Here is a 25,446-nt window from a genome sequence, read left to right as displayed (position 1 = left end):
AAATACGCGAAACGGGGTTGTTCTATCTTTAAATTTAATTACGCAACAAAGCCTAACTTTGCCGCTAAACCTACGGTTCCATATTCTGTAAATTTAATGGCATTGCTCAACAAGTTATTTAAAACCTGTCCAATACGAATATCATCCATTAAGACTAAATCATTCAACTCAGGGTCTAACCAAAATTTGAACTGTAACCCTTTGGCGTGAGCTTGCCTCGCCTGCAACTGAGTCACTCTAAGGGTCAATGTATCTAGACTTGCTGGCTGATAATCTAGGGTCAGCTTACCGGCTTCAATTTTCGAGAAATCGAGTATATCGTTAACAATATGCAGTAGGTTATTCGCCGATTGACTCAGCGTTGTATGGATTTTTTGAACTTCATAACCAACTTCATATTGCTCTGACAATTCCAACAAGCTAACAATGCCTCCCAATGGAGTGCGGATTTCATGACTCATGTTTGCCAAAAATCGAGACTTGGCCTCAGTTGCGGCGATAGCACTTTGTCTTGCTTGTGTTAGCTCTTCTTGCTGTTGTTTTAGCTCAGTGATATCAGTAAGAACAGAGTCCCATTCATAATAATCACCAAGATCAGAAATCTTACTCTGCAAATTGAGCCATCGGTTTTGGTTATCAATATTCACTCCAATATCGAGGCTTAGTTTTCCCTCTTTATTTCCACTACGTACCTTCTTAATTAAGGTTCGACGATCCTGAGCATTAAGCGGTGCGAAAAAACTAATTGGAGAGCGGCGCAATTGAGCAGGAGTAAGCCCTAAAAGCTCCTCTACCCCATTACTAATAAAGACGAATTCAATATCGTGAAGACTTCGTTTGGGCTGAATATGCTGTATAACCGCGCCATGCAAATTGTTCGCCAGTTTCTGTACTCGGTCATCGGCACTTTTTGCAATTTTTTTCGCTTCGTAAAGCTCAGTAAGATCATCAAGAATGGTCACTGAGCCTTCGATATTCCCGTTGGAGATATAAGGGCACTTCCAATACGCGTAGTGTTTACTGCCTTGCGGCGAAACGACTTCTTTTTCTAAGCGAGGTAAAACAACCCCGTGATGGATCATTGTGTCTTCATCGGAGTTATTAACGATGGTTCCTTCGATTAACTCAAAACCAGTAAGCTGCTGCGCGGCACTGTTCAGACTGATTATCTGGTTATCCAAGTTACGCACAACAATAGGAAACGGCATTGCGTCCAACAATGAACGCTCGAACTCCACTTGATGTTTGAGAGCGGATTCAGTTCGCTTTCGATCTTCAACTTCACGTCTTAGTTTCCAACTCCATGCCATTACAAGCATAATGAGCACCGATGCTACAGAGATTAAAATGGCAGCACCCAAGATAACATCTGCCGTATCTACGCCCGATTCATAAGACACATCCAACCAATGCTTCTTGATCTGCTGATACTTGTGATGAGGTATGGCGAACAGCGCTTTGTTAATAATATTGTTCAGCACTTCTTGGTCGGCTTCGACACTGTAGGCGACTGGAATATCGTTGTCTTTAGATAGCAGGCTTGTTACGCGTAAGTACCCTGAATACTGGCCCTGTAATCGAGGAGACGCTAAATAGAGCGAAAGCATCGCTGAGTCTACCTCTCCTGTATCCACGGCATCGAGCAAAAGCAACTCAGAGCTATAGGTCTTAATTGGGCAAGCCTCACAATAGCGTTTCACAAGCTCTATTCCGACACTGTCGTTTATAGTTCCAATAACGGAGCTCTTCGTTAACTCACCGAATACCGCCAATTTACTCGTATCACTTTTACCAACCAGTGCCCACGGCTCAACCATGAAAGGCTTAGAATAGAGGTGATGCTCATCGTCACCAGTAGAAGGTGTCGCCTTAGTATGAATTACTGGAAGAGAAACTGGATGAGCTTGGTTGCCCTGTAAATCGAGGTCGTTGTCGTAAATAAAGTTTAACCCCGTAAGTCGGGATATTTCACTCAATATATCAATCGAAATACCATCAGGCTTACCTTCACTATTCATGAAAGATATAGGCTTAGAGTCTGCCGTCGATGATACATATATGTTCGGATTAAGAAGAAGGAACTGCTGTTCTTTTTCAGTTAATAGCAGCTTGTTTTTACTAACGACTAACAGAAGACGCCTTTGTATTTCGTTCAACCACTTTTTGCGAATATTAACAAGCTTGCTTGAGTTATCTTGGTTTATAGCGTTATTGATAATACCCAGCAACTTCCTATTTTCAGGCGTATCCAGTAAGGCAATAACATAATTATTTAAGGGTAAACCATCATGTAAGTTGACCGACAAAAATAACTCATAGGGGCTATTCATTAACTTGTTGTGCAGTAACACTCCATCATCAACAATGGCTAACGCGTTCTCTCGAGCTACAGCAGCAATCGCGGTTTGATAGGATGAATATGACTTAAAAGAAGAAAATGGGAGAAGCGATTTCACAGAAGACGCGTTACTCGAGTCTTCAAAATAAGCCAGGTTTCGTCCCTTCATTAATAAGTGGCTTTCAATAGGCTCACTACTTAGGCTAACCATTCGACTAGATAAGATAGGTTTAGAGTAAATAACACCGCTACTAGAAACATTTTGTTCAGCCGTAATAATGGCATCAACTTGTTCAGTTTTAAGTACGTTATTTAGATCCGACGGAGAATGAAAACCGACAAACTCCAAGCCATTCAACTCACGCTCTGCATAGAAACCGGTCAATTCAGGCAATAATCCCGAAACCTCCCCCTCTTGGACAACAACGTACGGAGAAAATCCTGAGGTTTGAACTCCGATTGTAATCGAACCACTAGCCTTAACGTAAAAAGATACGGAAGAAGCCAGGATAATTAGAGAAAGTAGATTAAAAGCGCGGAACATGAATAACCTAGAGTTTTATTAATTAGTGCACCTTATATCTTATTCACAGTCTCGACTCACCAATTTGCACTGAACAATATGGAATTTCTGTTTAACGCAATCGGTTGCTCCGCTTTGGCAGTATGACTTATAAAATGAATTGTAAGCAGTTGATACAAAGCTTAATAACCCAACCAGCTACTAGGTTGGTCTCCCCGATGTTATATGAGGTCCCATAACAATGATTAAATTTCTACATATCAGTGCAATTATATTACCTATAGCTTTGATCGGCTGCGGGGGAGATAGTTCAAAAAAATCAACCACCACTTCAAAGCCTAAAACCCAGCAAGTTACCGCGACTAAATCTACTCTAAACCAAAAACTGAACAAGGTAGATTTGCAATCAAAAAAACTGAGCTCAGAAGGCGTTAATACGATTATGAACTTGCCTGTCGGAAAGACGAGCCTATCTATCTCTACACCGACCAAATTCAGTCAAGTTAAACAATAGATATTGAAGGATTAGTATTATGAAAAAAACCGTTTTAGCTTCAACCATTTGTATAAGCCTATTCTCTTCATCTATCGTTAACGCCCACTACAATGGTGCTCATGAAGTCGGTGAGAACATGCGTAGTAGCATTGATGAAATGATTACAACTAAGCTTAAAGCGTCATTTTTTGACTCTGCTGCGCTTTATATGGACGCAACAAATGTTAAGCAATTAAAAACCTCCCCAACTGGATTGCTAACATCTTTGACTACGGGTTCGCAGAACACGGAACTTCCGTTGGAAACTAGACAGGAGTTGATCGACGCATCTCAAGAAGTCGGCTTTGTCGTTGACTACTTGAAGAAAAACCCTAAGACACAAGGTGTCGATAAAGAGGTGATGGATTTCTGTATTGCAGAAAACGTAGAAGCGAAGAATTGGCCGGGTATTGATTATGTTGTCGATCAATACGGCACAAAAAATGGTATCACTACGCTCCCCGTCTCTATTATCTATTTCGCATCCAAAGGCGAATGCCAAGATCCAAATGATTGGGCACCCAAGTTAAATCAGAGCACCGCAAAATCAGAATTTGAATCCTCAATTCCCCAAGAGATCATTGCTTACAGCTCAAACGTAGGTAACACTGGCGGTGAACTCGTCTTCATTCTTGAAAACAGTTATAACTTCAGTGACGAGCCCGAAGAGCAATTTGAGTCTTTTACTTTCTATCAAACATCAAGCGATGACACTCCTGGAACAGGTCTGTTTAGACGTACTCAAGTTAATAAAAACTCCTCAGATCCTACGCAAGCGTATTCAAAGTTTATCAACGTGGCATGTCAGGACTGTAATAGTGACAACGAGAAGTTTAAAGTTGAGAGCCGCGCCGAGTCTGGCTACGGTACAGTGTCAGTCGCTTCAAGTGCTGTCGAATCTGGAGGCAAATTAATTCCTGGTTTCGTAAGTGAAGATTCAACCGAAACCGAATACTTTGTTCAAGTAAACTATGAGACAAAGGCCCCTAACAAGGCTACATCTCTATTCGTTGATGCATTCAAATTCGAAGATTCCCTGATCCATGGCCGTTACTATTACGATGGTTTTAAAGGTGTGAAGTTCAGTGCTGAAGAGTTACAAACCGCGAATTTAATTGCTGAGTATTCCCTAGCTCATCCCCTAAGCTTAAACGGGCTATCGGTAGTGGAAACCAACGGTGTTCTAACGAATAACTCTTACTCACTACAGGTAAAATCAAATAACTCGGTCATTGTTGCTCCAGTAACCGTGACGGACGCAGAAGATATTCAATTATTAAATGAGATATCTAAGGTTACAGCAGAAGCTATCAATTACGACAATAGCGATGTGACGATTGCTGATTGGAATAAAATATACTAATCAGATCATTAGTTACGATTGTTGGCAAGGCACTGCCTACTTTCCTTGCACTAAGCCACTCAGTCGAGTGGCTTTTTTTGTACGTCTCTTCTCCCCTTCCCAACTACACACTTAAACACTTAAACACTTAAACACTTAAACACTTAAACAATGGTCTTTTGGAGCCAATAAAAATCCGAGAGCCTCACAGCCCTCGGATTTTTGTTTTTGGTGTTCTAATTTTTAGGCGTTAGACGAATTACAAATCAGCGCCATAGATATCAAACGTAAAGTACTTCGCGGCGATCTTGTCGTAAGTACCGTTTGCTCTGATCTCTTCAATCGCGGCATTGAATTGTTTCGCCAGTTTTGAATCCTGCTTTCTTAGTGCTAACGCCGTACCTTCGCCAATGTAGGCTTTGTCGGTCACTGCTTTGCCTTTGAATTCAAAGCCCTCGCCTTCTTTCTTGTCTAAGAAAGCCAATGACAGTTGATCTGAGTTGCCGAAGGTTAGATCTAGACGACCGTTTTGCAGATCCAGATAAACTTCATCTTGGCCGGTATAACGCTTAATGTTTGCCACATCGCCAAACTTGTCGGTTACGTAGCGATCGTGAATCGTACCTTGCTGAACACCTATGGTTTTACCTGCTAAGCCTGCCTCATCGACGCTGAATTCCGCGCTTTTAGCAGCAACAAACACGGCTGGAGTTTGGTAGTACTTATCAGTAAACAAGATCTTACGCTTACGCTCTTCGGTAATACGCATTGAAGCCATAATCACATCTGACTTTCTTGCCAACAAACTTGGAATTAGCGAGTCCCAACTTTGTGAAACCCAAGTACAATCGAGTTTGGCTTGCTCACACAAGGCATCCGCTATCTCAATATCAAACCCGACAGGCACACCATCACTGTTTTTGTAGTTAAATGGCGGATACGTAAAGTCTGACGCCAAACGGATTTCTTTCGCCTGTACCGTTGTACCAAGTAAAGCGGCCGCACAAGCGAGTCCTAGTATTATCTTTTTCATCATTGCCATCCTAGATATGATCTTTATCGAGTTGAGATTGAGTTTCTTTATGCTGAGATTGTTTGCCTTGTTGATTCTTTTCTAATTCGGTTTGGTAGCGTGTTAGTGACGTTATCACTTCTAGCATGCTCTCTTGGCTACCAATACTGATTCGTACACAGTTACGCAAAGCAGGTTCGTGGTTTTGGTTTCTTGTCACAATGCCATCCTTCGCCAATACGCTAAACACATGGTGCCCCGGTTTTTGACGTAGCAAAACGAAATTAGTCGATGAAGGGTAAACCTGTTCTATAAATTCAAACCGCGTTAGCTCACAAGCAAACCGATTACGCAATTCAACCAACTTTAACGTCGCGCTTTCCATCAACGCAATTCGTTCATCAGACAATGCGTCTAGCACTATTTGAGATGAGCAATCTGGCATTGGATAAGGGGGAATCAGTTTCGCGACATACTGCATCACATTTTGACTCGCTAAGATAAAGCCACATCGAACCGCAGCCAATCCAAACGCCTTAGACAAGGTGCGAATCACAACCAAATGCGGATAACGCGCAATAAGGCTCACCGCTGAAGTTTGTGGTTCAAATTCGATATACGCTTCATCGACTACCACTAGCGACTTGCCAATCGTGCCTTCCAGTACCTGAATCAAATCCAATTTAGGGATCACATTGCCCGTAGGGTTGTTTGGTGAGCAAAGAAACACGATATTAGCCAATTCCGCTTTATTCACTATATCAGCGACGTTAAGGCTGAAGTCTTCCTGCAATGGAGAGTCTAAAGTATTAATCGCCAATGCATCGGCGCAAAACTCATACATCGCATAGGTTGGAGAACAGATAAGTATGTTGTCGCTCGCCGGCTTACAGAATGTTCTAATCAGCAAATCAATCGCTTCATCTGCACCACGGACAGCAACCGTCGCGGCATCAGTGCCACAGTAATCTTGGTAAGCCTTAGCAATATCTTGTGGTAAGAAGTCTGGGTATCGGTTGTGACTTGCTTCTCCTTGAAACAGCGAGCTTTCCAATTCATTGGCGTTTAACCAAACACGTCCATCACCACCAATTCTTCTTGCCGATTGATAAGGTATTAATTTTTTTACAGCCTGAGGTACTAAGCTATCAATAAAAGATGTCAAGAAGCTATCCCTTTCACAAAATCACAATGTCTTCATCATTGCCTTCATATTCAATAAATGTGACCTATACACATATTGAATCACAAATGATGATTAAGTATTTACATTCAAACAGAACACTATTGATAAATGAATCGAAATAATCACATAATAGCCATGATAAAAAATCATAGGTAAAGATATGAATCGCACACTTCCTTCAACTAAAACCTTGCTCGCGTTCTTGTCGACGGCAAGGCACCTCAATTTTACGCGAGCGGCACATGAGCTGAATGTTACGCAAGGTGCAGTGAGTCGTCAGGTATTGTCGTTTGAAGAAAGTCTCGGGTGCGATCTTTTCTACCGACATGCTCGCGGGTTGTCATTAACACCTAAGGGAGAAGAACTGGTTCCGCTGATTCAAGATACCATCCAACAACTGCAATCGGCGTTAAATCAAGTTGCCAGCTCTCCATCGAAGATCAAGCTCAACGCACCAAGTTGTATTACCTCTTGGCTGCTACCCAAGTTGATGTCTTTTCAGCAAGCCTATCCTGAAATTGATGTCGAACTCACGTCGACCATCAAGCACGTTTTTGAACCAAGCTTTGACCCGTTTGACGCCGTAATCACCTATGGTAAGAAGCCAAGCCAACAATCGATAGTGAGCCAGTTATTGTTCAACGAGCAACTGGCTCCGGTCTGCCAAGCTCAAAGCATTACGCAAAGCCATCTTGTAAGTAGCGCTTCTACTATCATCAAGCCACACAAGCTCGCCCAATACACTTGGTTGCACGCCAACAATGAGCAGAGTGATTGGCGGCTTTGGTTGGAACACATAGGCAGCCACGACCTTTCAAGCAAGAACAACCAACAATTCGCGACGCTCGATCAAGCGATGAACGCAGCCATTCAAGGGTTTGGTATTGCCATAGGCGACATCACGCTGGCCAAGCAAGATATTGATTTGGGTAGATTGGTGAAAGTGAGTGAAGGCAGTGTCTTCTCTGGAAATGGTTACTTCTTACTGCAACCCAAGAATCGACAAAATACATCCTTATCTACGCTGGTTGATTGGCTCGTCGATTAGCGGCAATCATCTTTGGAAAGCCCCCACTGTAGCTTTAATAGATCGTCATAATGAGAATTTTACCGTTCTCAAAATGAAACTATTTTCCGGTAGCTACGTATTGGTGTTTAGAGTTTAGAACGGACGTTTCTTTAACTAGTTGAAAAGAAAATTAATTCAACTTTTTGCGTCAGAAATTCTATCCCAATGGATAAAATGGCATTCGAATTGCTTTGTCATAGATAACCCAACCAATATACAGCAGGTTGCACCAATAACATTGCAGCTTGTCACAGAGGATAGGCTATGACCTTACAAAGACATACATATTACGGCTTAATTCACCATGGAATTAAAACCCTATTAATGGACAGAATTGGCCACTTCACAGAGCGTGAATATCACGAATACCTTGACCTAACGACCGGCAAATCGACATGTTTTGCCATGAGTGAACAAGAGCTCGAGAATACCTTAGACAGTTTAAAGAGCGAAGGTTACCTTGAAGATATCAAGAAGCTAATACCTCGCTACCAAACCACATCAATACAATAACGTTCTTAATCTCGATTGGGCGCTTCAATCCTTTATTGGGGTTAAACTCGCCAAAACGGTTAGATGTAATTAATTGGCATCCAATTGTCTCGAGCTATTTAGCATCGAGACAGTTTTGGTTAGACTGTCTGCAACTCAACTAACTGGATAGTCAGTGCCACATGAAGCAAATTCTTGATTTCATTCCTCTCATTATTTTCTTTGCGCTTTACAAGATGTACGACATCTACACGGCTACAGGTGCATTGATTGTTGCTTCCGCAGTACAAATCATTTTGACGTACATCATCTACAAGAAAGTAGAAAAAATGCAGATCATCACCTTTCTAATGGTTGCCGTATTTGGTGGCATGACCATCTTTTTGCATGATGACAACTTCATAAAATGGAAAGTGACCATCGTTTATGCGCTATTTGCTATCGGCCTTACAGTCAGTCACCTAATGGGCAAATCAGCGATTAAAGGCATGTTGGGTAAAGAGATCTCTCTTCCTGAAGCAGTATGGGGCAAGATCAACTGGGCTTGGACTCTGTTCTTCACATTGTGTGCGATCCTCAATGTTTACGTTGCTTTCAACCTGCCATTGGATGTGTGGGTCAACTTCAAAGTGTTTGGCTTACTGATCGCTACTTTTGCATTTACCTTACTAACGGGCGTTTATATCTATAAACATTTACCAAAAGACCAACATTTGCCAAAAGATAAGCATCAGCAAAGAGACCAAGAAACACAAAACGATACGCAACAAGAGCTCTCAGGTAAAAATACCGAGGAGAAATAACCCTTAGGGATGAGTCCTCACCCCCTTTTTGATACAATTATTATCAATATGCGATTTAACAGTGGCCAATGATACTCGTGATCATTGGCCACTGATTGTTTGTGTTCGGTGAATACGTTAAAAATACGACCACCGCGAACCCCGCAAACACATCTATTTAAATTTAAAACAATCAATACCATTAAGAGTACAACAATGACTATTCAATCAACTTTGAACCCGATTGGTTCTTTACTTCTTCGCACTTTGGCGATGCCTTCTGATACCAATGCAGCAGGCCAGATTTTCGGTGGTTGGATAATGTCTCAGCTCGACCTTGCTGGCGGGATACTGGCGAAAGAGATCTCTAACGGCAAGATAGTCACCGTGTCAGTATCAAGCATCGAATTCAAACAGCCAGTGTCGGTTGGCGATGTGGTCTGTGTTTATGGCGACTGCACCAAGATTGGCCGTAGCTCGATGAATATCGACCTAGAAGTCTGGGTTAAGCCTGTACTTGATCACGGTATTGGCGATCGTTACAAGGTATGTGGCGCGACATTCAACTACGTTGCCGTGGACGAAAGCGGTAAACCTCGCTCAATCAACAAATAACGTTTTTCATTAAGCCATTAACGCAAATGGTCTTTAGTTTCAGCAAATGAAATTACTAAAGACCATACAACTCTCTCGTACCAATTCACCTCGCACCAATTCACAATTTCTTATCATTAACTCTTCCAATACCGATTAGTTCGCGTAAATTAGCCAGATAACTAATTTAATCGCTCTAATTCAGTGAAGTAACATAAGGATATCTCAACATGTGGTACGTGATTTTTTCTCAAGACGTCGAAAACTCATTAGAAAAACGCCTAAGTGTTCGCCCACAACATCTAGAACGCCTACAAACACTTCACGACGAAGGCCGACTGTTAACAGCAGGTCCAATGCCAGCCATTGACTCCGATAACCCTGGCGAAGCAGGCTTCACTGGTTCTACTGTTATTGCTGAATTCAACTCTTTGGAAGACGCACAAGCATGGGCTGATGCAGACCCGTACATCGCTGCTGGTGTCTACCAGAATGTAATTGTTAAACCATTCAAGAAAGTATTTTAACGTGAAAAAATGGATTATTGGGTCACTGGCTATTGCCCTACTCGCAGGCTGTAGCTCATCAAGTGAACAAGACAAACAAAGACAGTTAGAGATGATGGCTCACCATCGTGCGGGCGTTTTATCTGCTGGCCTACCTATTGAGTATGGTCCACTCTCTATCATGCGTGTGCTAGCAAAAAATACTGTCGTCGAAATCATGATGATCTACAACCAAGATGCAAAAGGTGCTAAGCCTTTAAACCAAGTTGTAGATATGAGTGTGAATAGCTACTGCACCAACTCTGAAGTAAGAGCTAACCTCGACATGGGCTTAGCTTACAACATCAAAATTCGCAATACACGCGGACAACTGATGGTTGAAAAGCTGATCAGCAAAGAGACTTGCCAGAGCAGCAGCTAGATTCGAGATTCGAGATTCGAGATTCGAGATTCGAGATTCGAACAAGTATAAAACCAGAAGGCCTCGCAAATGCGAGGCCTTTTTTGTGGTTCATCGTGGAGTAGAGGGTCAATCAAATCTTAGACTGAATTATGCCTCAGCTGATTCCCACTCTTTACGCAGTGTCTTCGTCGCCGAAACTAAGTTAGTGAGTGCCGCTTCTGTCTCTGCCCAATTACGTGTCTTCAGCCCACAATCAGGGTTTGCCCATAAACGTTCTGCAGGTATTTTTTCTGCCGCTTTCTTAAGTAAATCAACAATCCACTCTTCTGAAGGGATGTTTGGCGAGTGAATATCATAAACGCCAGGTCCAATCGCATTCGGATAGTTAAACTCTTCAAACGCTTTCAGTAGTTCCATGTTCGAACGAGAAGTCTCAATGGTAATCACATCGGCATCTAGCGCGGCCACTGAATCAATGATCTCGTTGAACTCGCTGTAACACATGTGGGTATGAATCTGAGTTTCTGGTTTAGCACTCGCCGCTGAGATCTTAAAGGCATCCACTGCCCATTCTAAGTACTCTGCATGGTCGCGCTTTTTCAAAGGCAAACCTTCGCGAATAGCAGGCTCATCGATTTGAATAATGTTGATTCCTGCGTCTTGCAGATCAGACACCTCATCACGCAGCGCAAATGCCAGCTGGTTAGTGATCTCTTTACGCGAGATATCTTCACGTGGGAATGTCCAACATAAGATAGTCACTGGCCCTGTGAGCATGCCTTTCATCTGCTTTGAAGTTAGAGATTGAGCATAAGTCGACCACTCGACCGTCATTGGTTTTTCACGCTCAATATCCGCAACCACAATCGCCGGTTTCACGCAACGAGAGCCATAACTTTGTACCCAACCAAACTTAGTGGTTTGGAAGCCGGCTAGGTTTTCTGCAAAGTACTCCACCATGTCATTGCGTTCCGCCTCACCATGCACAAGCACATCCAAATCTAAGGCTTCTTGGCGCTTAACAGCATCAGCAATATGACCTTTCAATGCGGTTGTGTATTCCGCTTCATTCAGTTTGCCAGTTCGGTAAGCACTACGCTGAAGACGAATCTCTCCTGTCTGTGGGAACGAACCAATGGTTGTCGTTGGTAACAGCGGTAACCCGAGAACTTCAGACTGATGCGCTGCGCGCTCTGCGTATGGAGCACTGCGTTCTGCCAGTGCTTTGGTAATGGTATTGATACGAGCCTGAACTTGTGGCTTGTTCACATGAGTCGCGTTCTTACGGGCAACAATTGGTTGGCTGTAAGTCTCACACGCCAAAATGGCATTTTGATCGCCGTCTAACGCCGCACCCAACAAGCTCACCTCGGTGACTTTCTGTTTTGCGAAGGCAAACCAACTCTTCACTTCTTCGCTAAGCGTTTCTTCTAACTCCAAATCAACAGGACTATGCAGCAATGAACATGAACTTGCGATCCAAAGCTTATCTCCTAGTTTGTCTTTCACAGGTTGCAGTAACTCAAGCTGCGCGGCTAAGTCAGCTCGCCACACATTGCGTCCATTGATTGCACCCGCAGAAAGTACCCAATCTTCCGGTAACTTATTAACCACTTCATCGAGTTGCTGCGGTGCTGCTACTAAGTCGATATGTAAGCCGTTGATAGGCAGATCTACGATTTTATCTAATGTATCTGTGACCGAATCAAAGTAAGTGGTAAGTAGTAGTTTTACATCGCCTTGAATCACTTGGTAAGCCAGCTTGAATGAATCTACCCACTGATTATCAAGCTCCAAAGCCAGGATTGGCTCATCAATTTGGACCCACTCTACGCCAAGCTTTGAAAGCTTTGCCAAAATGGCTTGATACGCGGTAAGAAGGCGAGGAAGTAGAGATAAGCGGTCAAACCCATCTTCCACTTCTTTGCCTAGGTATAAGTAAGAGAGTGGCCCAAGGAGTACAGGCTTAACTTTGTGTCCTGCTTTAATCGCTTCATTCACTTCATCAAACAGTTGAGGCCAACTTACTTCAAAAGAGTCATCTTTGCTGAACTCAGGAACAATGTAGTGATAGTTAGTGTTGAACCACTTGGTCATGTCAGAAGCAGCTGAACTGTCTTTAGTGACATCATTCGACGTATGCGAACCACCGCAGCAAGTAGATTGAACTTGAGACTGACCACGACCAACGCGGAACAAGGTATCTAAATCTGGGAAGGCTTTTTCATCTTCTGATCCACCAGCATGGCGCTTGGGAACGTGGCCTAGAAGTAGAGTCGTAGTTAGTACATGGTCATACCATGCGAAGTCACCCGCAGTTGCAAAGCTTAGATTCGCGTCAGCTTGTACATTCCAGTTACGATTTCTTAATTCACTGCCGATCTGCTTAAGCTCAGATTGATCGATCTCACCGCGCCAGTACTTCTCGAGAGAGAATTTGAGTTCGCGTTTTTCACCGATACGTGGGTAGCCAAGAATATGCGTTGTTGTCGTCATGTGTGTGTTCCTTATTCGATAATTTTAATTTCCGGTCAGACTGCCTGTAATGATTGCATTTTTAACAAAGGCGTCTGGATGGCTAAACTATCTCCCTAATCTGAACGATGAACAAGGTCCAAATATTCATCTTGTTTATTAATAATTTTCATCTTTAATAATCTAACCGCTAATTTATTAAATCCATCTGGACATCCAGACGTTTACAAATGAAAGAAAACACCGTAGGGTGATTATTAAGAAATATTGAATTAGCTTAGGGAATATGAGGAATACTCATGATAGAGCTTAAACACCTTCGAACATTGACCACCTTGAGAGACAGCGGCTCGCTAACCGCGACTGCAACTTCTCTTCATCTGACTCAGTCGGCACTTTCTCACCAGTTGAAAGACCTTGAGGCTCGAATTGGCGGTCAGCTTTTTTTGCGTAAAACAAGGCCGGTTAAATTTACCTCGGAAGGCGAAATCTTGTTAAAACTGGCTGATGAGATACAGCCACAAATCGCCAAAGCTGAAAACGAACTCGCAAGCCTAAAAGAGGATGTGAATGGCCGATTGCACATGGCGATCGAGTGTCACTCATGCTTCCAATGGCTAATGCCCGCTTTGAAGGAATACCAAGTTGCTTGGCCAAGCGTGACCTTAGATTTCTCGTCAGGGTTTGGGTTCGAGCCTCTACCGGCATTGATGGCTGGAGAACTCGATTTGGTGATCACCTCTGATATACAGCCCCGTTCTGAAGTTCACTACGAACCGCTTTTCGATTTTGAGATGCGTTTGATCACCGCGATCAACTCACCTTTGGCAGAAAAACAGAGCATAGAACCGCAAGATCTTAGCGATATAACCATGCTCTCTTATCCGGTTCAAAAACAGCGTCTCGATGTAGTGAAACACTTTTTGCAACCAGCAGGCGTTGAACCAAAGAAATGGAAACAAGCAGACAACACATTGATGCTGGTGCAAATGGTATCGGCAGGCTTAGGGGTTGCTGCGTTGCCAAATTGGGCAATCAGTGAATTTTCGAGACAAGGGTTAATCGCCAGTAAACCATTGGGTAACGGGCTTTCAAGAAGGTTGTTCGCAGCGGTAAGAAACTCAGAAAAAGACAAACGTTACCTACAAGCTTTCTTTAGCACGGCAAGACAGCAAAGTAAGAGTCACCTAGATGGCATTGAGGTCGTTTAAGAGACTCGTTGTTGGGTTAGTTTATGCCTGCGTTGAACCTGATAGATATGCGCCAGAAACAAAAAAAGTCACAGATTATCTGTGACTTTTTTATTGCCAATACCGACAACAGGTAATGAGTGTTAATCCACGATAGAAGAAACTCTCATTGTGAGCTTATCTTGAGTAAGACTTGAACTGATTAGTCAGTGGGTCGTATTGATAGCCCAACATATCAAGCTTGCCCACGACACTTTCTATATCCATTTCATACATACTGATCAGCTCTTCAAAGCTATCGCATTCTAAGCGAAGTTTTTCATTCACGATTCCCAGCAAAATAATGCTATCGAAACCTTTGACGTTGCTTAAATCCATCCCGTACTCCTAACGAACACACCGACTAGATTTAAGTTTAGAACGCTTACCAACACCACGCTAAAAAACAGATCACACTTTTTCGATTCAACACCGAAAGGCTTGTGAGATCAGTAACCGCCTACATCACCCAAACTGGCGTTAAACCAACAGCCGCCGCCAATAACATCAACAATGAAATAGTCAGCTGAAGCTTTTCAGGGGTTTTAACGAACAATAAATGCCAACACCACACCACGATAGCTGAGATTAGCAAAGCAAAGCTAAACAGCAGAGTTGAAATCATTGGCTCTAATTGAGCTTCAGACAGAGAGTAAACATTGATGACCGTCGCCAAAACCACCAACATCCCCGTCAGCACACCAACAACGGGCAGAACACGGTGAAAAGCCTGTAAGCGTGTTCTTGCAATCGTCAGCAGTAAATGACCAAACGCTGCCCCCAATAAAACCACGAGTAATAAAGTGCTAATAATACCGACTGTGGTTGCTTGCTCCGTCGCTTGTATAGCAACGTATGACAGTGCTAAACCACAAGCTAAATACATCACCCAAATAGGGCCAGAATCTCGAGTCTTCTTGGTTTGAACTTGAGAATAGAAATAAAAGATCGCGAACACGACAAGAAATGCTTCAATTCTTAATGAGGCAACGGCAAGCCAAAGCACGCCAATTGCAGGCAACATCTTGTGAATGCGGCCACGTTGTCCCGGGCAAATATCCCCTTTCACTAAGATGAGGGTTAAGATCAGTTGGGCTCCTAATAGCATCGGAGCAAATTGTACTAATAACGTTTCGACCATTGTGGATCTACTTCTTCAAACTTATTTTCGCGAATAATATCAAAAACTGGTGCGAACACTAATCAAAATCATAAATTAGAGACGAGATTCAAGGCTTCAACTATGCTGATGTATGGCTCTTCTGTCGCCATTTACCGTAAAAATACGAAAGACATCAAAACTAACAGGGGCATGTTCTACTGGCTAGTCTAGGCTCATGCCGCTATAATTCCCGCCTCAAAAATCAGAGGTTGAAATATGTACAGCGATATCACTCCTATTCACGAACACAAAAAATACTGGGCCGAGTGCTACGGAACTGCACCCTTTTTGCCTACCAGTAGAAAGGAGATGGATGCTCTTGGATGGGATAGCTGTGACATTATTATTGTAACTGGTGACGCTTATGTCGATCACCCGAGCTTTGGCATGGCTATCATTGGTCGCCTTCTTGAAGCTCAAGGATTCCGCGTGGGCATTATTGCGCAACCAAAGTGGGACAATAAAGACGCCTTCATGAAGCTAGGTAAACCTAACCTATTCTTCGGCATTACAGCGGGTAACATGGACTCCATGATCAACCGCTACACCTCTGATCGCAAATTACGTCACGATGATGCTTATACGCCAAACAACGAAGGTGGCAAGCGTCCTGACCGTGCAACTCTAGTTTATTCCCAACGTTGTCGCGAAGCCTACAAAGGCACGCCAATCGTTCTTGGTGGTATCGAAGCAAGTTTGCGCCGTGTTGCGCACTACGACTACTGGTCAGATAAAGTTCGTCGCTCTGTATTGTTTGACGCAAAAGCAGATATTCTTCTTTTTGGTAACGCTGAGCGTGCACTGGTTGAAGTGGCACACCGCATTGCCGATGGCGAAGACATGTCTACGCTGACCAATATCCGCGGTACTGCTATCAATCTTCCTGCTGCCCCAGAAGGCTTCAAGATCATTGACTCTTCTCGTATCGAAAAGCCGAACAAAGCGTACGTTCCGGTTAACCCTTACGAAGTTGAAACCCAGTGTGATACTAAGAAAGACGAAAAAGAAGAAGTAAAAGCGCAACCTATTACTATTCGTCCTTCTCGTCACGACGCAAAAACAACCGCGGTTCGTATCCCAGGTTACGAAAAGCTAAACAATGACCGTATTCTTTACGCTCACGCTAGCCGTATTCTGCACCTTGAGACAAACCCGTACTCAGGTCGTGCTCTGATTCAACGTCACGGTGATCGCGAACTTTGGGTTAACCAAGCGCCGATTCCATTGACCACAGAAGAGATGGACTACGTGTTTGGCCTTGCTTATAAACGTGTTCCGCACCCTATGTACGGCAAAGCGAAAATCCCTGCATACGACATGATCAAAACCTCGGTTAACATCATGCGTGGTTGTTTTGGTGGCTGTTCTTTCTGTTCAATCACAGAGCACGAAGGTCGTATCATTCAGAACCGTTCGAAAGAATCTATCTTGGATGAAATCGAAGACATTAAAGATAAAGTGCCGGGCTTCACAGGTACTATTTCTGATTTGGGCGGCCCAACGGCGAACATGTACCGTTTAGGTTGTTCAGATCCTAAAGCAGAAATTAACTGTCGTCGTCCATCATGCGTGTTCCCGAAAATCTGTGAAAAGCTAAACACAGACCATCAACACACCATCGACCTGTACCGCTCTGCGAGAAAAGTACCGGGCGTTAAGAAGATCATGATCGCTTCTGGTGTACGTTACGACTTAGCGATTGAATCTCCAGAATACGTTCGTGAGCTTGTGACTCACCACGTTGGTGGTTACTTGAAGATTGCTCCAGAGCATACTGAAAAAGGCCCACTGGATCTGATGATGAAGCCGGGTATGGGCACTTACGATCGTTTCAAAGAGATGTTCGAGAAATACAGCGCTGAAGCCGGTAAGAAACAGTACCTAATTCCTTACTTCATCTCTGCTCACCCGGGCACAGAAGATGAAGACATGCTTAACCTTGCAATGTGGCTGAAAAAGCACAACTACGAGTGTGACCAAGTACAGAACTTCTATCCATCGCCAATGTGTAATGCAACGTCGATGTACTACTCAGAGACCAACCCTCTGAAACGCGTGAAATATAAGAAGCGTGAAGATGTTCCTGTACCGAAAGGTGATCGTCAACGTCGTCTGCATAAAGCGCTGCTTCGTTACCACGATCCTGAAAACTGGAAGATCATCCGTGAAGCGCTGATCAGCATGGGTAAAAAACACCTAATTGGTGACAAAGCAAACTGTCTAGTACCAGAAGAAGATTTTGAAGCTCAGACACCGGCGCAGCGTCGTAAGTCTGGTCGTCACGGCTCACAGCGCTTTGCGACTAAGCACAGTAAGTCTCAACCAGGTCTTGGTGGCGAAAGCCCACGTAACCATTCTAAGCCTGGCGGCAATAAGCCTAAACCGGGTGGTAAGAAGCCAACAGTTAGCCAAAGCAACGGCAATCAGGGTAATGGTAATAAACCAGCGACTGGCTTCATCAAAAAAGCCCCTGCTAGTCAGCAATCTCAAGGCAATGGCGGCGGGAATGGCAAGCCAAACCGTAACAAAGCGGGTAATGGTCAAGGTGGTAAACCTGCGAGTAACGGCAAGAATCGCCAACGCGCAGCACAACGTTAAGATAGCGATCCATTGACTTCGCTATGGTAAAAACACGAAGCGCAGCTATTTAGCTGCGCTTTTTTGTGCCCGTTGCCAATGGCTAGCTCCTTAGCCACGTAGATGCTCTGATGTTCAGATGCTAAGATGCTAAGATGCTAACCAGGGGGTTACCTACTTATCTAACGCGTAAACACCCAATACTGGCTAAATAGGTAATTGGTGACCATTCCGGCCAGAGTCCCCACTGCCATTGCGATAAAAACAGCTCCGATAAAGGTAGGAAGCAATTCCGTCATCAGCTTAAAGCACAGCAAATTAGGTACCGCTGATACTGATGCGGTAAACATGAACTTTTGCCACTGAATCAGCTTCTCAGACCAATGACCTCGCCCTTTATATTCAAAAGTCAGTATACGATTACCCAACCATGTCGTCGTTGCAGCAGCAATAAAGGAGCTAATTCGCGCCATCATTAAAGGCAGCCCAACAACATAATGCAGCAATGCAAAAACCAAACAATCAACAAAAAACCCACCAACACCAACCACAGCAAATCGAACCATCTTGTGGTGGGACTGTAGTCTTTGGCTATGTGATTGAAGCTTGTCATTGAACATTCGTAGCCTTGAGTTAACGCTGAACATCATTTTCACTTTCAATATGATTCAACGAAAAATTTGGTGTGTTGCTCTGGTGATGGCAGCTGAACAAAGCACGCTTTATTTTCACCGTTGGCTCTAGAATGCACGTTAATGCGTTCTCTTTAATCTTGGTTTCCACTTCAGATCTTTTACCAATCAGATAGAACTTATCAATGCCATCTATCTGCTCGATATCGAGAAGTCTTTTCGCTTGACCATGACTGTAAAATTGCCCAGAGAATGGTCGTTTACCCACGTAAAAGCTTGGCGCAGAATCCGTAATCTGTTCGAAAATAATACGGTCACTTTTCTCGTTCGCCTTCCCTAAGTTCAGGTAAACCATCGCAATCATTAGCAACACAGGTAGAACCAAAGCCACGCTCGAGAACCACTTCTTATCTTTTTCCACTACGAGTATAGCAATCAAAAAGCCAAGGGCCGGAATACCTGGCAGGACGTAAGCTGGGAGAATATTGCCCGCCATAGTGAAAAGAATCAGAGGTGAAATCAACCAACAGACAAGAAATGAAAACAAGCCGCGATTTTCAGTATTAATTTCTGCAATTTTCTTGCGACGAGCGAAAGTTAAAATAGGTAATACAATCGACCACGGCGCAGCGGCCTGAATCCAAAATACCCAGATCATGCCTCTGGTTTCATCATGAGCAGAACCGTATAAATCGCCCTCCCAACCACTCACAACAAAACGCTTAAAGTGTTCGCCAACAATAAAATAATCAATAAAGCCCGGATTAGCCATTTCAGCCATAATGTACCAAGGCAAGGCAATCGCCAGCATGACACCTAAACCAGACAACAGTGGAAAGCGTTGCCACAACACTTTAAAAGCCCCCAAAATACCATGTTGTAATAGCAACCAAGGGAATACTGCGATACCCATGATCACAATCGCAACAGGACCTTTTGCAAGCAAGCCCAACGCCAAGCCTACAAATCCAACGTAACCCCAGGTTTTGTTGGTTCTCTCACTTCCTTCGCCTTTACAGTCTTCTCCACCGAGCCAACATAAGTAAAAGCCCAGCATCGCGATGGTCATGGCTAACGTTAACGCCATGTCGGTCATCACAGCCCCCGCGGCGATAGAAAAAACCCCACATGTTGCCAATACAACAGCCGCCACTAAGGCACTTTGTCCCGTACGCTTCGCCAGATACGCGACCAATAGAATCGTCGCGAAACCTGCTAACCAATGCGGAGCACGCACAGCAAACTCACTCAAGCCGAACAACTCAATACCAGCAGCACTCATCCATGTGAACAACGGTGGCTTACCCCAAAAAGGAATACCGTAATCAAACTGAGGGGTTAACCAATTGCCAGTTTCTACCATCAAGCGAGCCATTTCTCCATAGCGAGCTTCAGTGGTGTCCATTAACGGATAAGTCGCCAAAGATAAAAGCCTTAAAACTAGTGCAAAAGCCAACAAATACCATAGATGCGTTCTGTTCAAACTCATGCTGATTCCTCTAATTTAAAATGTGTTTTCAATGCGGGTGTATCAACGACCGATTGGATCAGATAAAGAGGGCGATTCTTGGTTTCGATGAAAATACGACCTATGTACTCCCCCATTAAACCAATACTCAACAGTTGGATTCCGCCAAGTGCAAGTTGCACGACCATCATTGACGGATAACCCGTAATTGGCTCACCAAACATCATGGTTTTGAACACGATGAAGACGCCATACACGAAAGCAGTAAGCGCCACTAATCCACCAACTGCCGTCGCAATACGCAGTGGGCGGATAGAGAATGATGTGATGCCATCCATCGCCAATCCGATGAGTTTCAGATAGTTCCACTTGGTCTCGCCACAGAAGCGAGCATCACGCTTAAATTGGAGTGTCGCTTGTCGGAAACCCGGCCATGAAAAAATGCCTTTCATGTAGCGGTTACGTTCTGGAAGCTGATTGATATGGTCGACAACCTCGCGGCTTAACAGTCGAAAATCACCCACATTCTCAGGAACATCAATCTTCGCAGCCACGTTCATGACTTTGTAAAAGCTCGCTGCTGAAAACTTCTTAAACCATGTTTCACCATCACGCTGGCTGCGCTGCATATTGACGACGTCATAACCTTCGCGCCACTTGGCAATCATTTGCGGGATAAGCTCAGGTGGATCTTGTAAGTCAGCGTCTAGCAAAATCACCGCTTGTCCACGACAGTGCTCAAGGCCTGCGCTCATCGCTGATTCTTTGCCAAAATTACGGCTTAAACCGATAACAGAAATTGAGCTATTGATTGAAGTGAATGAACTCACCAACTCCAAGCTGTTATCTTTGCTGCCATCATCGACATAAACGATTTCACTGGTGATGGGTAAGCTATCCAGCACCTTGGTAAGGCGAGAGTGGAACTCTTCCAATACCTCTTGTTCATCGTAAAAAGGCACAATGATAGACAGAGAAACCGCAGGGTTGATCTGCGATGTAGATATCTTAGGGCGGCTTATATGAAGTTCAGACATAATACGTTCTTCTATTTTTTAATCTGAATCCAATCTACCCTCCCATAAGTGAAAGTTATGTTATTGACATATTTTTCACGCTCACTCAGGATAATGTTACCGTCTATTTCTGTATGAGAATCAAAATGAAACGAGTTCTATTAGTCGAAGATAACCGTGAAATCGCAGGTGTCTTGTTTGATTATTTTGAGTGTATTGGTATGGAACTCGATTATGCGGACAACGGCGAGCTCGGCCTGCAACTCGCGTTGGAAAACTCATTTGATATCATCATATTGGATCTGATGTTGCCAAGAATGGACGGCCTCACGGTTTGTAATAAATTGCGAGACCAAGGCAACGCGACACCTATTTTGATGCTGACCGCGCTAGATAGCCGCGATGATATGTTGAAAGGGTTTGAGCATGGTGCCGATGACTATCTAACCAAGCCTTTTGATTTGGATATTTTAGAAGCAAGAATGAACGCACTAGTTCGTCGTTACCGCGGAAAAGTAGCCTCTTCAAAACTTCAGTTCGGTGAACTCACCATCGACCAAAAAACCCGTAAAGCTTACCGCCAAGATAAGCTTCTTGCGCTAAACCCAACCACTTACACCATACTTGAGATGCTCTGCCAAAACGCACCAGAAGTGGTGACTCGTGAAGATATCTCCTACAAATTATGGGAAGAAGATGAACCCAATAATGATGTGCTGCGCAGTCACATCTATCAATTACGAAATCAACTCGACAAGCCTTTTGACAGTCAAATGTTGATTACGGTTCCTAAAATAGGATTCCGCTTGGAGTCATCGAATTGATTTCCAACTTTCTGACAAGCACTAAAACCCTCACCGGCCGCTTAGCTGTTTTCTTTGGGCTAATGGCCGTGATTGTGTCTGCGTTCGTCTATGTCGTTTTTATTGTCGCGCTCTATATGTCTGAAGACCGGGTCGGTGAAAGACGCATCTTGATTGACCGCAATTACGCCGTCGAGCTATTTCAAGCCGGAGAAAGTGGTGAGTTAAGAATTGATGATCTGACAGTCGCCTATAACGACCCGTCATTCGTACCTCTCGAATATTATAAGCTCATTGCAAATAAAGAGAGCTTTCTCGGAGAGATCGGCGAAGAGCCAGAGTCAAGAATGGTCTATGTTGGCGAGTATTCTGACAAAGGAAAAACCCACCCAATAATCCTACTTTCCGAAATAGACCGTGTTGAATTTGCTATTTCTGAACTTGTGTACGCGACCGCCTTTGTGCTCACGTTACTTTCTATCTTAATTTTTAGTTTTGGTGCTCTGCTCTATCGACTCTCAAAACGACTGATTGAACCATTCAACTCTCTGTCTGAGCAACTTGAGTCGAATAAACTCAATCTCAACGAAGAGTTCGGTGTGAGCGATGATGCGGCAGTTGAATTTCGTCAGCTAACCGATCAACTGAATCAGTATCGTCGAGAAATCAATTCCTTGGTCAAGCGTGAACAAGCCTTTGCTCGATACTCAAGCCATGAGTTAAGAACACCACTAACCGTTGCTCGTGGTGCGAATAAATTGCTATTAAGAAGCGAAACCACCGAGTTTCAATCTCGGCAGGTTGAACGCATTGATGAAGCCATTGTTCAGATGTCTGAGATGGTCGATGCTTTGCTTGGCCTAGTTCGTTACGAAAGAAACAGTGACGATGCACCGCTGCGCTTGTTCAGTCAGCAAGAGTTGGAAGCTATCGTTTCCAAGAATTCATTACAAGCAGATGAGAAGCAAGTCGAGATATCCCTTCACATTCAATCTGAGCCTATAATTCAAGCCACAAGCGCGATAATGAACATGTTGGTCGGAAACTTGTTGAGAAATGCGATTGCTGCGACCAATAGTGGCACCGTAACTATCACTCTTTCCCAAGACACTCTTGTGATTGAAGACCAAGGTGAAGGCCTTCAGGAACAGTACAATCCGAATGGTCATGGATTAGGTTTATTGATTGTCGACGACTTGTGCCAACGCTTCCATTGGGACTTTGAGTTGGTCAATCGCGACTCCGGAGGGTGCACTGCAAGAATCGCCTTTCAGACAGGTTCCTCCTTATCCACATTAAAGCAAGCAAACTCGTAATACGAGGCTCAATACCCGATGAAAACTTGATTTAGTTGGTTTACAGCGCTCGCTAGCTACTAGATACTCAGTAGTCCTTTTTGATTTAAAAATGCTGGCTCTTGAGTCAGCATTTTGTCTAAGTGCGATGAAACTAAATAATAGCCCTGTAACTCAGCATCAATACAACGATCACACCTTTTTCTTAAAGCGAGACGATAAGCTTCACTCCCACTTTTGCGGCAACAAAGCCAGAAAGTTCATGAAGCTACTGGAAGACGATCACCCAGACACCACCACTCTAATAAGCTATGGATCCGCTCAAGCTAACTCCTTGTTCTCGCTAGCCGCACTTGCAAAAATCAAAGGCTGGACGCTTGAGTTTTACGTCGACCACCTTCCTCAATGGCTACAAGAACGCCCACTCGGCAACTACCGTGGCGCTATCGATCTTGGGGCTAAGGTTATTTCAGTCAAAGAAACAGGCTCTGAGCTTCATCCACAAGCGTATATTGAACAAATAAGGCAACCAGGTTCCGATTGTATTGTGTTACCTGAAGGTGGACGTTCTCAGCTTTCTGAATATGGCGTGAAGCAACTGGCGATGGAAATACTCAGCTGGACGCGCTTCGAAAACAAACACGATTTTGTGGTGGCACTACCCGCTGGTACAGGCAGTACGGCTCTGTATCTTCATAAGCATTTAAAACTGCACAACATCCCGGTTTTAACCTGTGCTTGTGTTGGTGGCAGTGACTACTTAACGCAGCAGTTCAATGAGCTTGGCGAGACCGATCACCCGCAGATCTTACCGCTCAAAACCAAACACCACTTTGGTAAGTTGTATCAGCAGGATTATCAAACTTGGTTAGATCTACAAGAGCAAACCGACATTGAATTTGACCTGCTCTATGACCCTTTGATGTGGCAATGCTTGGAACGTTGGCAAGAAGACAACCCGACCAAAACCATCATCTACATCCATCAAGGCGGCATCTTAGGCAATGAATCGATGTTGCCGCGCTATCAGCGGAAGTATCCGGAGATGAGCATTAGCAAAACCAACGCATCTTGGTAATTTTTTCCCTTTATTCTCCAGTTTAGCTATTCAAGTTATAAACTGAAATCTGGCGAGAATCATCGCGTTATCTATACTTTCGATTGGAACGTCAATTGTCATCGAAAGGAATAACGCATGCGAAAACTCACAACGCTCGGCCTGTTTTCAGTTTTACTGCCCTTCTCTGCGATTTCAGGAGAAAACATCACTTACCAAGTCGATGGTATGGATTACGAAGGTTATTGGAGTGAGGCCAGTGACCAAGCGCCTTTGGTGCTGCTAATTCACGATTGGGATGGCTTAACTGATTACGAAAAGAAACGTTCTGAGATGCTCAACGAACTCGGTTACAACGTGTTCGCCATCGACCTATTTGGTAAAGGCATTCGCCCTACCGAAGTGAAAGGCAAAAAACAACACACAGGCGAGTTGTATAAAGACAGAGAAAAAATGCGTGCACTACTTAATGCGGGAGCGATGGAAGCGAAAAGGCTTGGTGGTAACTTAGATAACAACGTGATAATGGGTTACTGTTTTGGTGGCGCAGCCGTTTTAGAAGCCGCTCGTGCTGGCATCCCATCGAAAGCTTATGTCACCTTCCATGGCGGTTTATCGACACCTAAAGGACAAGACTACTCTGAGACAAAAGCTCCAGTTGTCGTGTTCCATGGTACAGCAGACGCCATGATCTCAATGCACGACTTTGGAAGCCTCGCAGCTCAACTTGAATCAAGCAAGGTTCCGCATGAAATGATCACCTACAGTGGTGCGCCACATGCCTTTACCGTATTCGGCTCAAACAACTATCAACAAGAAGCTGACCAGAAATCGTGGGATAGATTTACCCATGTACTAGAAACCACCACCAGATAATCTTCTCCTTGAGAACCCATTGATCCGCACCAGCAGTTTTGGACACTGAGTTAAGTGAGTACAATCACTAATGA

23 protein-coding genes are annotated in these 25,446 nt (G+C 43.9%); 14 read left to right on the top strand and 9 right to left on the bottom strand.

Translation table 11 applies throughout. The features are described 5' to 3' along the window. Positions 1-38: 38 nt before the first annotated feature. Complete coding sequence (locus AB6D07_RS20310; RefSeq protein WP_372091256.1) at positions 39-2,732, bottom strand: histidine kinase dimerization/phospho-acceptor domain-containing protein; 2,694 nt, start codon at positions 2,730-2,732, stop codon at positions 39-41. Between the two features lie 370 nt (positions 2,733-3,102). On the opposite strand from AB6D07_RS20310, the gene AB6D07_RS20305 reads away from it, so the two are divergent. Both AB6D07_RS20305 and AB6D07_RS20300 read left to right on the top strand, forming a co-directional pair. Next, positions 3,103-3,375 (top strand): hypothetical protein, encoded by a 273-nt coding sequence (locus AB6D07_RS20305; protein WP_009846433.1) that lies wholly within the window; start codon positions 3,103-3,105, stop codon positions 3,373-3,375. A 19-nt stretch (positions 3,376-3,394) separates the two neighbouring features. Further along, complete coding sequence (locus AB6D07_RS20300) at positions 3,395-4,759, top strand: hypothetical protein (protein ID WP_009846432.1); 1,365 nt, start codon at positions 3,395-3,397, stop codon at positions 4,757-4,759. 238 nt (positions 4,760-4,997) lie between these two features. On the opposite strand, the gene AB6D07_RS20295 is transcribed toward AB6D07_RS20300, so the two are convergent. After that, positions 4,998-5,771, bottom strand: a complete 774-nt coding sequence (locus AB6D07_RS20295; protein WP_017085617.1) for an ABC transporter substrate-binding protein — start codon at positions 5,769-5,771, stop codon at positions 4,998-5,000. A 10-nt stretch (positions 5,772-5,781) separates the two neighbouring features. Beyond that, on the bottom strand, positions 5,782-6,915 hold the full coding sequence (hisC, locus tag AB6D07_RS20290; protein ID WP_017104259.1) for a histidinol-phosphate transaminase: 1,134 nt from the start codon (positions 6,913-6,915) through the stop codon (positions 5,782-5,784). Positions 6,916-7,096: 181 nt separating this feature from the next. Between hisC and AB6D07_RS20285 the strand changes: the two genes are divergently transcribed. The 6 genes from AB6D07_RS20285 to AB6D07_RS20260 all read left to right on the top strand — a co-directional run bounded on the left by AB6D07_RS20285 (position 7,097) and on the right by AB6D07_RS20260 (position 10,800). Next, on the top strand, positions 7,097-7,984 hold the full coding sequence (locus tag AB6D07_RS20285) for a LysR substrate-binding domain-containing protein (protein WP_009846429.1): 888 nt from the start codon (positions 7,097-7,099) through the stop codon (positions 7,982-7,984). A 285-nt stretch (positions 7,985-8,269) separates the two neighbouring features. Beyond that, a complete protein-coding gene (locus AB6D07_RS20280) occupies positions 8,270-8,518 on the top strand; it encodes a hypothetical protein (protein WP_017104260.1) in 249 nt (82 codons plus the stop codon). A 161-nt stretch (positions 8,519-8,679) separates the two neighbouring features. Further along, a complete protein-coding gene (locus tag AB6D07_RS20275; protein WP_009846427.1) occupies positions 8,680-9,300 on the top strand; it encodes a septation protein A in 621 nt (206 codons plus the stop codon). Positions 9,301-9,495: 195 nt separating this feature from the next. Beyond that, the gene (gene yciA, locus AB6D07_RS20270; RefSeq protein WP_009846426.1) at positions 9,496-9,894 is read left to right on the top strand and encodes an acyl-CoA thioester hydrolase YciA; all 399 of its coding nucleotides are present in this window, start codon (positions 9,496-9,498) and stop codon (positions 9,892-9,894) included. 209 nt (positions 9,895-10,103) lie between these two features. After that, a complete protein-coding gene (locus AB6D07_RS20265) occupies positions 10,104-10,400 on the top strand; it encodes a YciI family protein (RefSeq protein WP_012603655.1) in 297 nt (98 codons plus the stop codon). A 1-nt stretch (position 10,401) separates the two neighbouring features. After that, positions 10,402-10,800 carry a GspS/AspS pilotin family protein gene (locus tag AB6D07_RS20260; protein WP_029223165.1) on the top strand — a complete coding sequence of 133 codons (399 nt, stop codon included), beginning with the start codon at positions 10,402-10,404 and terminating at the stop codon, positions 10,798-10,800. Positions 10,801-10,929: 129 nt separating this feature from the next. Here AB6D07_RS20260 and metE read toward each other — a convergent pair whose 3' ends face one another. Beyond that, the gene (metE, locus tag AB6D07_RS20255; protein ID WP_017101042.1) at positions 10,930-13,278 is read right to left on the bottom strand and encodes a 5-methyltetrahydropteroyltriglutamate--homocysteine S-methyltransferase; all 2,349 of its coding nucleotides are present in this window, start codon (positions 13,276-13,278) and stop codon (positions 10,930-10,932) included. Between the two features lie 278 nt (positions 13,279-13,556). Here metE and AB6D07_RS20250 point away from each other — a divergent pair, with 278 nt between their 5' ends. Then, a complete protein-coding gene (locus tag AB6D07_RS20250) occupies positions 13,557-14,468 on the top strand; it encodes a LysR substrate-binding domain-containing protein (RefSeq protein WP_009846422.1) in 912 nt (303 codons plus the stop codon). Positions 14,469-14,624: 156 nt separating this feature from the next. On the opposite strand, the gene AB6D07_RS20245 is transcribed toward AB6D07_RS20250, so the two are convergent. Further along, complete coding sequence (locus AB6D07_RS20245; RefSeq protein WP_009846421.1) at positions 14,625-14,825, bottom strand: DUF4250 domain-containing protein; 201 nt, start codon at positions 14,823-14,825, stop codon at positions 14,625-14,627. A gap of 121 nt (positions 14,826-14,946) precedes the next feature. Next, positions 14,947-15,627 (bottom strand): hypothetical protein, encoded by a 681-nt coding sequence (locus AB6D07_RS20240; protein WP_017104261.1) that lies wholly within the window; start codon positions 15,625-15,627, stop codon positions 14,947-14,949. Between the two features lie 330 nt (positions 15,628-15,957). On the opposite strand from AB6D07_RS20240, the gene AB6D07_RS20235 reads away from it, so the two are divergent. Next, a complete protein-coding gene (locus AB6D07_RS20235; protein WP_032500869.1) occupies positions 15,958-18,246 on the top strand; it encodes a YgiQ family radical SAM protein in 2,289 nt (762 codons plus the stop codon). A 161-nt stretch (positions 18,247-18,407) separates the two neighbouring features. Here AB6D07_RS20235 and AB6D07_RS20230 read toward each other — a convergent pair whose 3' ends face one another. From AB6D07_RS20230 to AB6D07_RS20220, 3 genes are read right to left on the bottom strand one after another with little or no spacing between them, the layout of a single operon-like run. Continuing rightward, entirely contained in the window at positions 18,408-18,872 is a 465-nt protein-coding gene (locus AB6D07_RS20230) for a GtrA family protein (RefSeq protein WP_017101039.1), read from the bottom strand. Then, a complete protein-coding gene (locus tag AB6D07_RS20225; protein WP_372140746.1) occupies positions 18,859-20,346 on the bottom strand; it encodes an ArnT family glycosyltransferase in 1,488 nt (495 codons plus the stop codon). Before AB6D07_RS20225 ends, AB6D07_RS20230 begins: the two co-directional genes overlap by 14 nt. Beyond that, complete coding sequence (locus AB6D07_RS20220; RefSeq protein ID WP_017101037.1) at positions 20,343-21,362, bottom strand: glycosyltransferase family 2 protein; 1,020 nt, start codon at positions 21,360-21,362, stop codon at positions 20,343-20,345. Before AB6D07_RS20220 ends, AB6D07_RS20225 begins: the two co-directional genes overlap by 4 nt. A gap of 125 nt (positions 21,363-21,487) precedes the next feature. Here AB6D07_RS20220 and AB6D07_RS20215 point away from each other — a divergent pair, with 125 nt between their 5' ends. From AB6D07_RS20215 to AB6D07_RS20200, 4 genes are all read left to right on the top strand, one after another. Continuing rightward, positions 21,488-22,165, top strand: a complete 678-nt coding sequence (locus AB6D07_RS20215; protein WP_009846415.1) for a response regulator transcription factor — start codon at positions 21,488-21,490, stop codon at positions 22,163-22,165. Further along, positions 22,162-23,460 (top strand): HAMP domain-containing sensor histidine kinase, encoded by a 1,299-nt coding sequence (locus tag AB6D07_RS20210; RefSeq protein WP_017101036.1) that lies wholly within the window; start codon positions 22,162-22,164, stop codon positions 23,458-23,460. The genes AB6D07_RS20215 and AB6D07_RS20210 overlap by 4 nt, the downstream gene beginning before the upstream one ends. 127 nt (positions 23,461-23,587) lie before the next feature. Continuing rightward, a complete protein-coding gene (locus AB6D07_RS20205; RefSeq protein WP_029223166.1) occupies positions 23,588-24,517 on the top strand; it encodes a pyridoxal-phosphate dependent enzyme in 930 nt (309 codons plus the stop codon). A 117-nt stretch (positions 24,518-24,634) separates the two neighbouring features. Further along, the gene (locus AB6D07_RS20200; protein WP_017101034.1) at positions 24,635-25,372 is read left to right on the top strand and encodes a dienelactone hydrolase family protein; all 738 of its coding nucleotides are present in this window, start codon (positions 24,635-24,637) and stop codon (positions 25,370-25,372) included. Positions 25,373-25,446 lie beyond the last annotated feature (74 nt).

It is taken from the genome of Vibrio sp. 10N.239.312.C11 (genome assembly GCF_041466065.1).
GTDB classification, from domain to species: domain Bacteria; phylum Pseudomonadota; class Gammaproteobacteria; order Enterobacterales; family Vibrionaceae; genus Vibrio; species Vibrio tasmaniensis_A.
The sequence above is the reverse complement of the archived record's forward strand: the minus strand, read 5'-3'. Positions and strand labels throughout refer to the sequence as shown.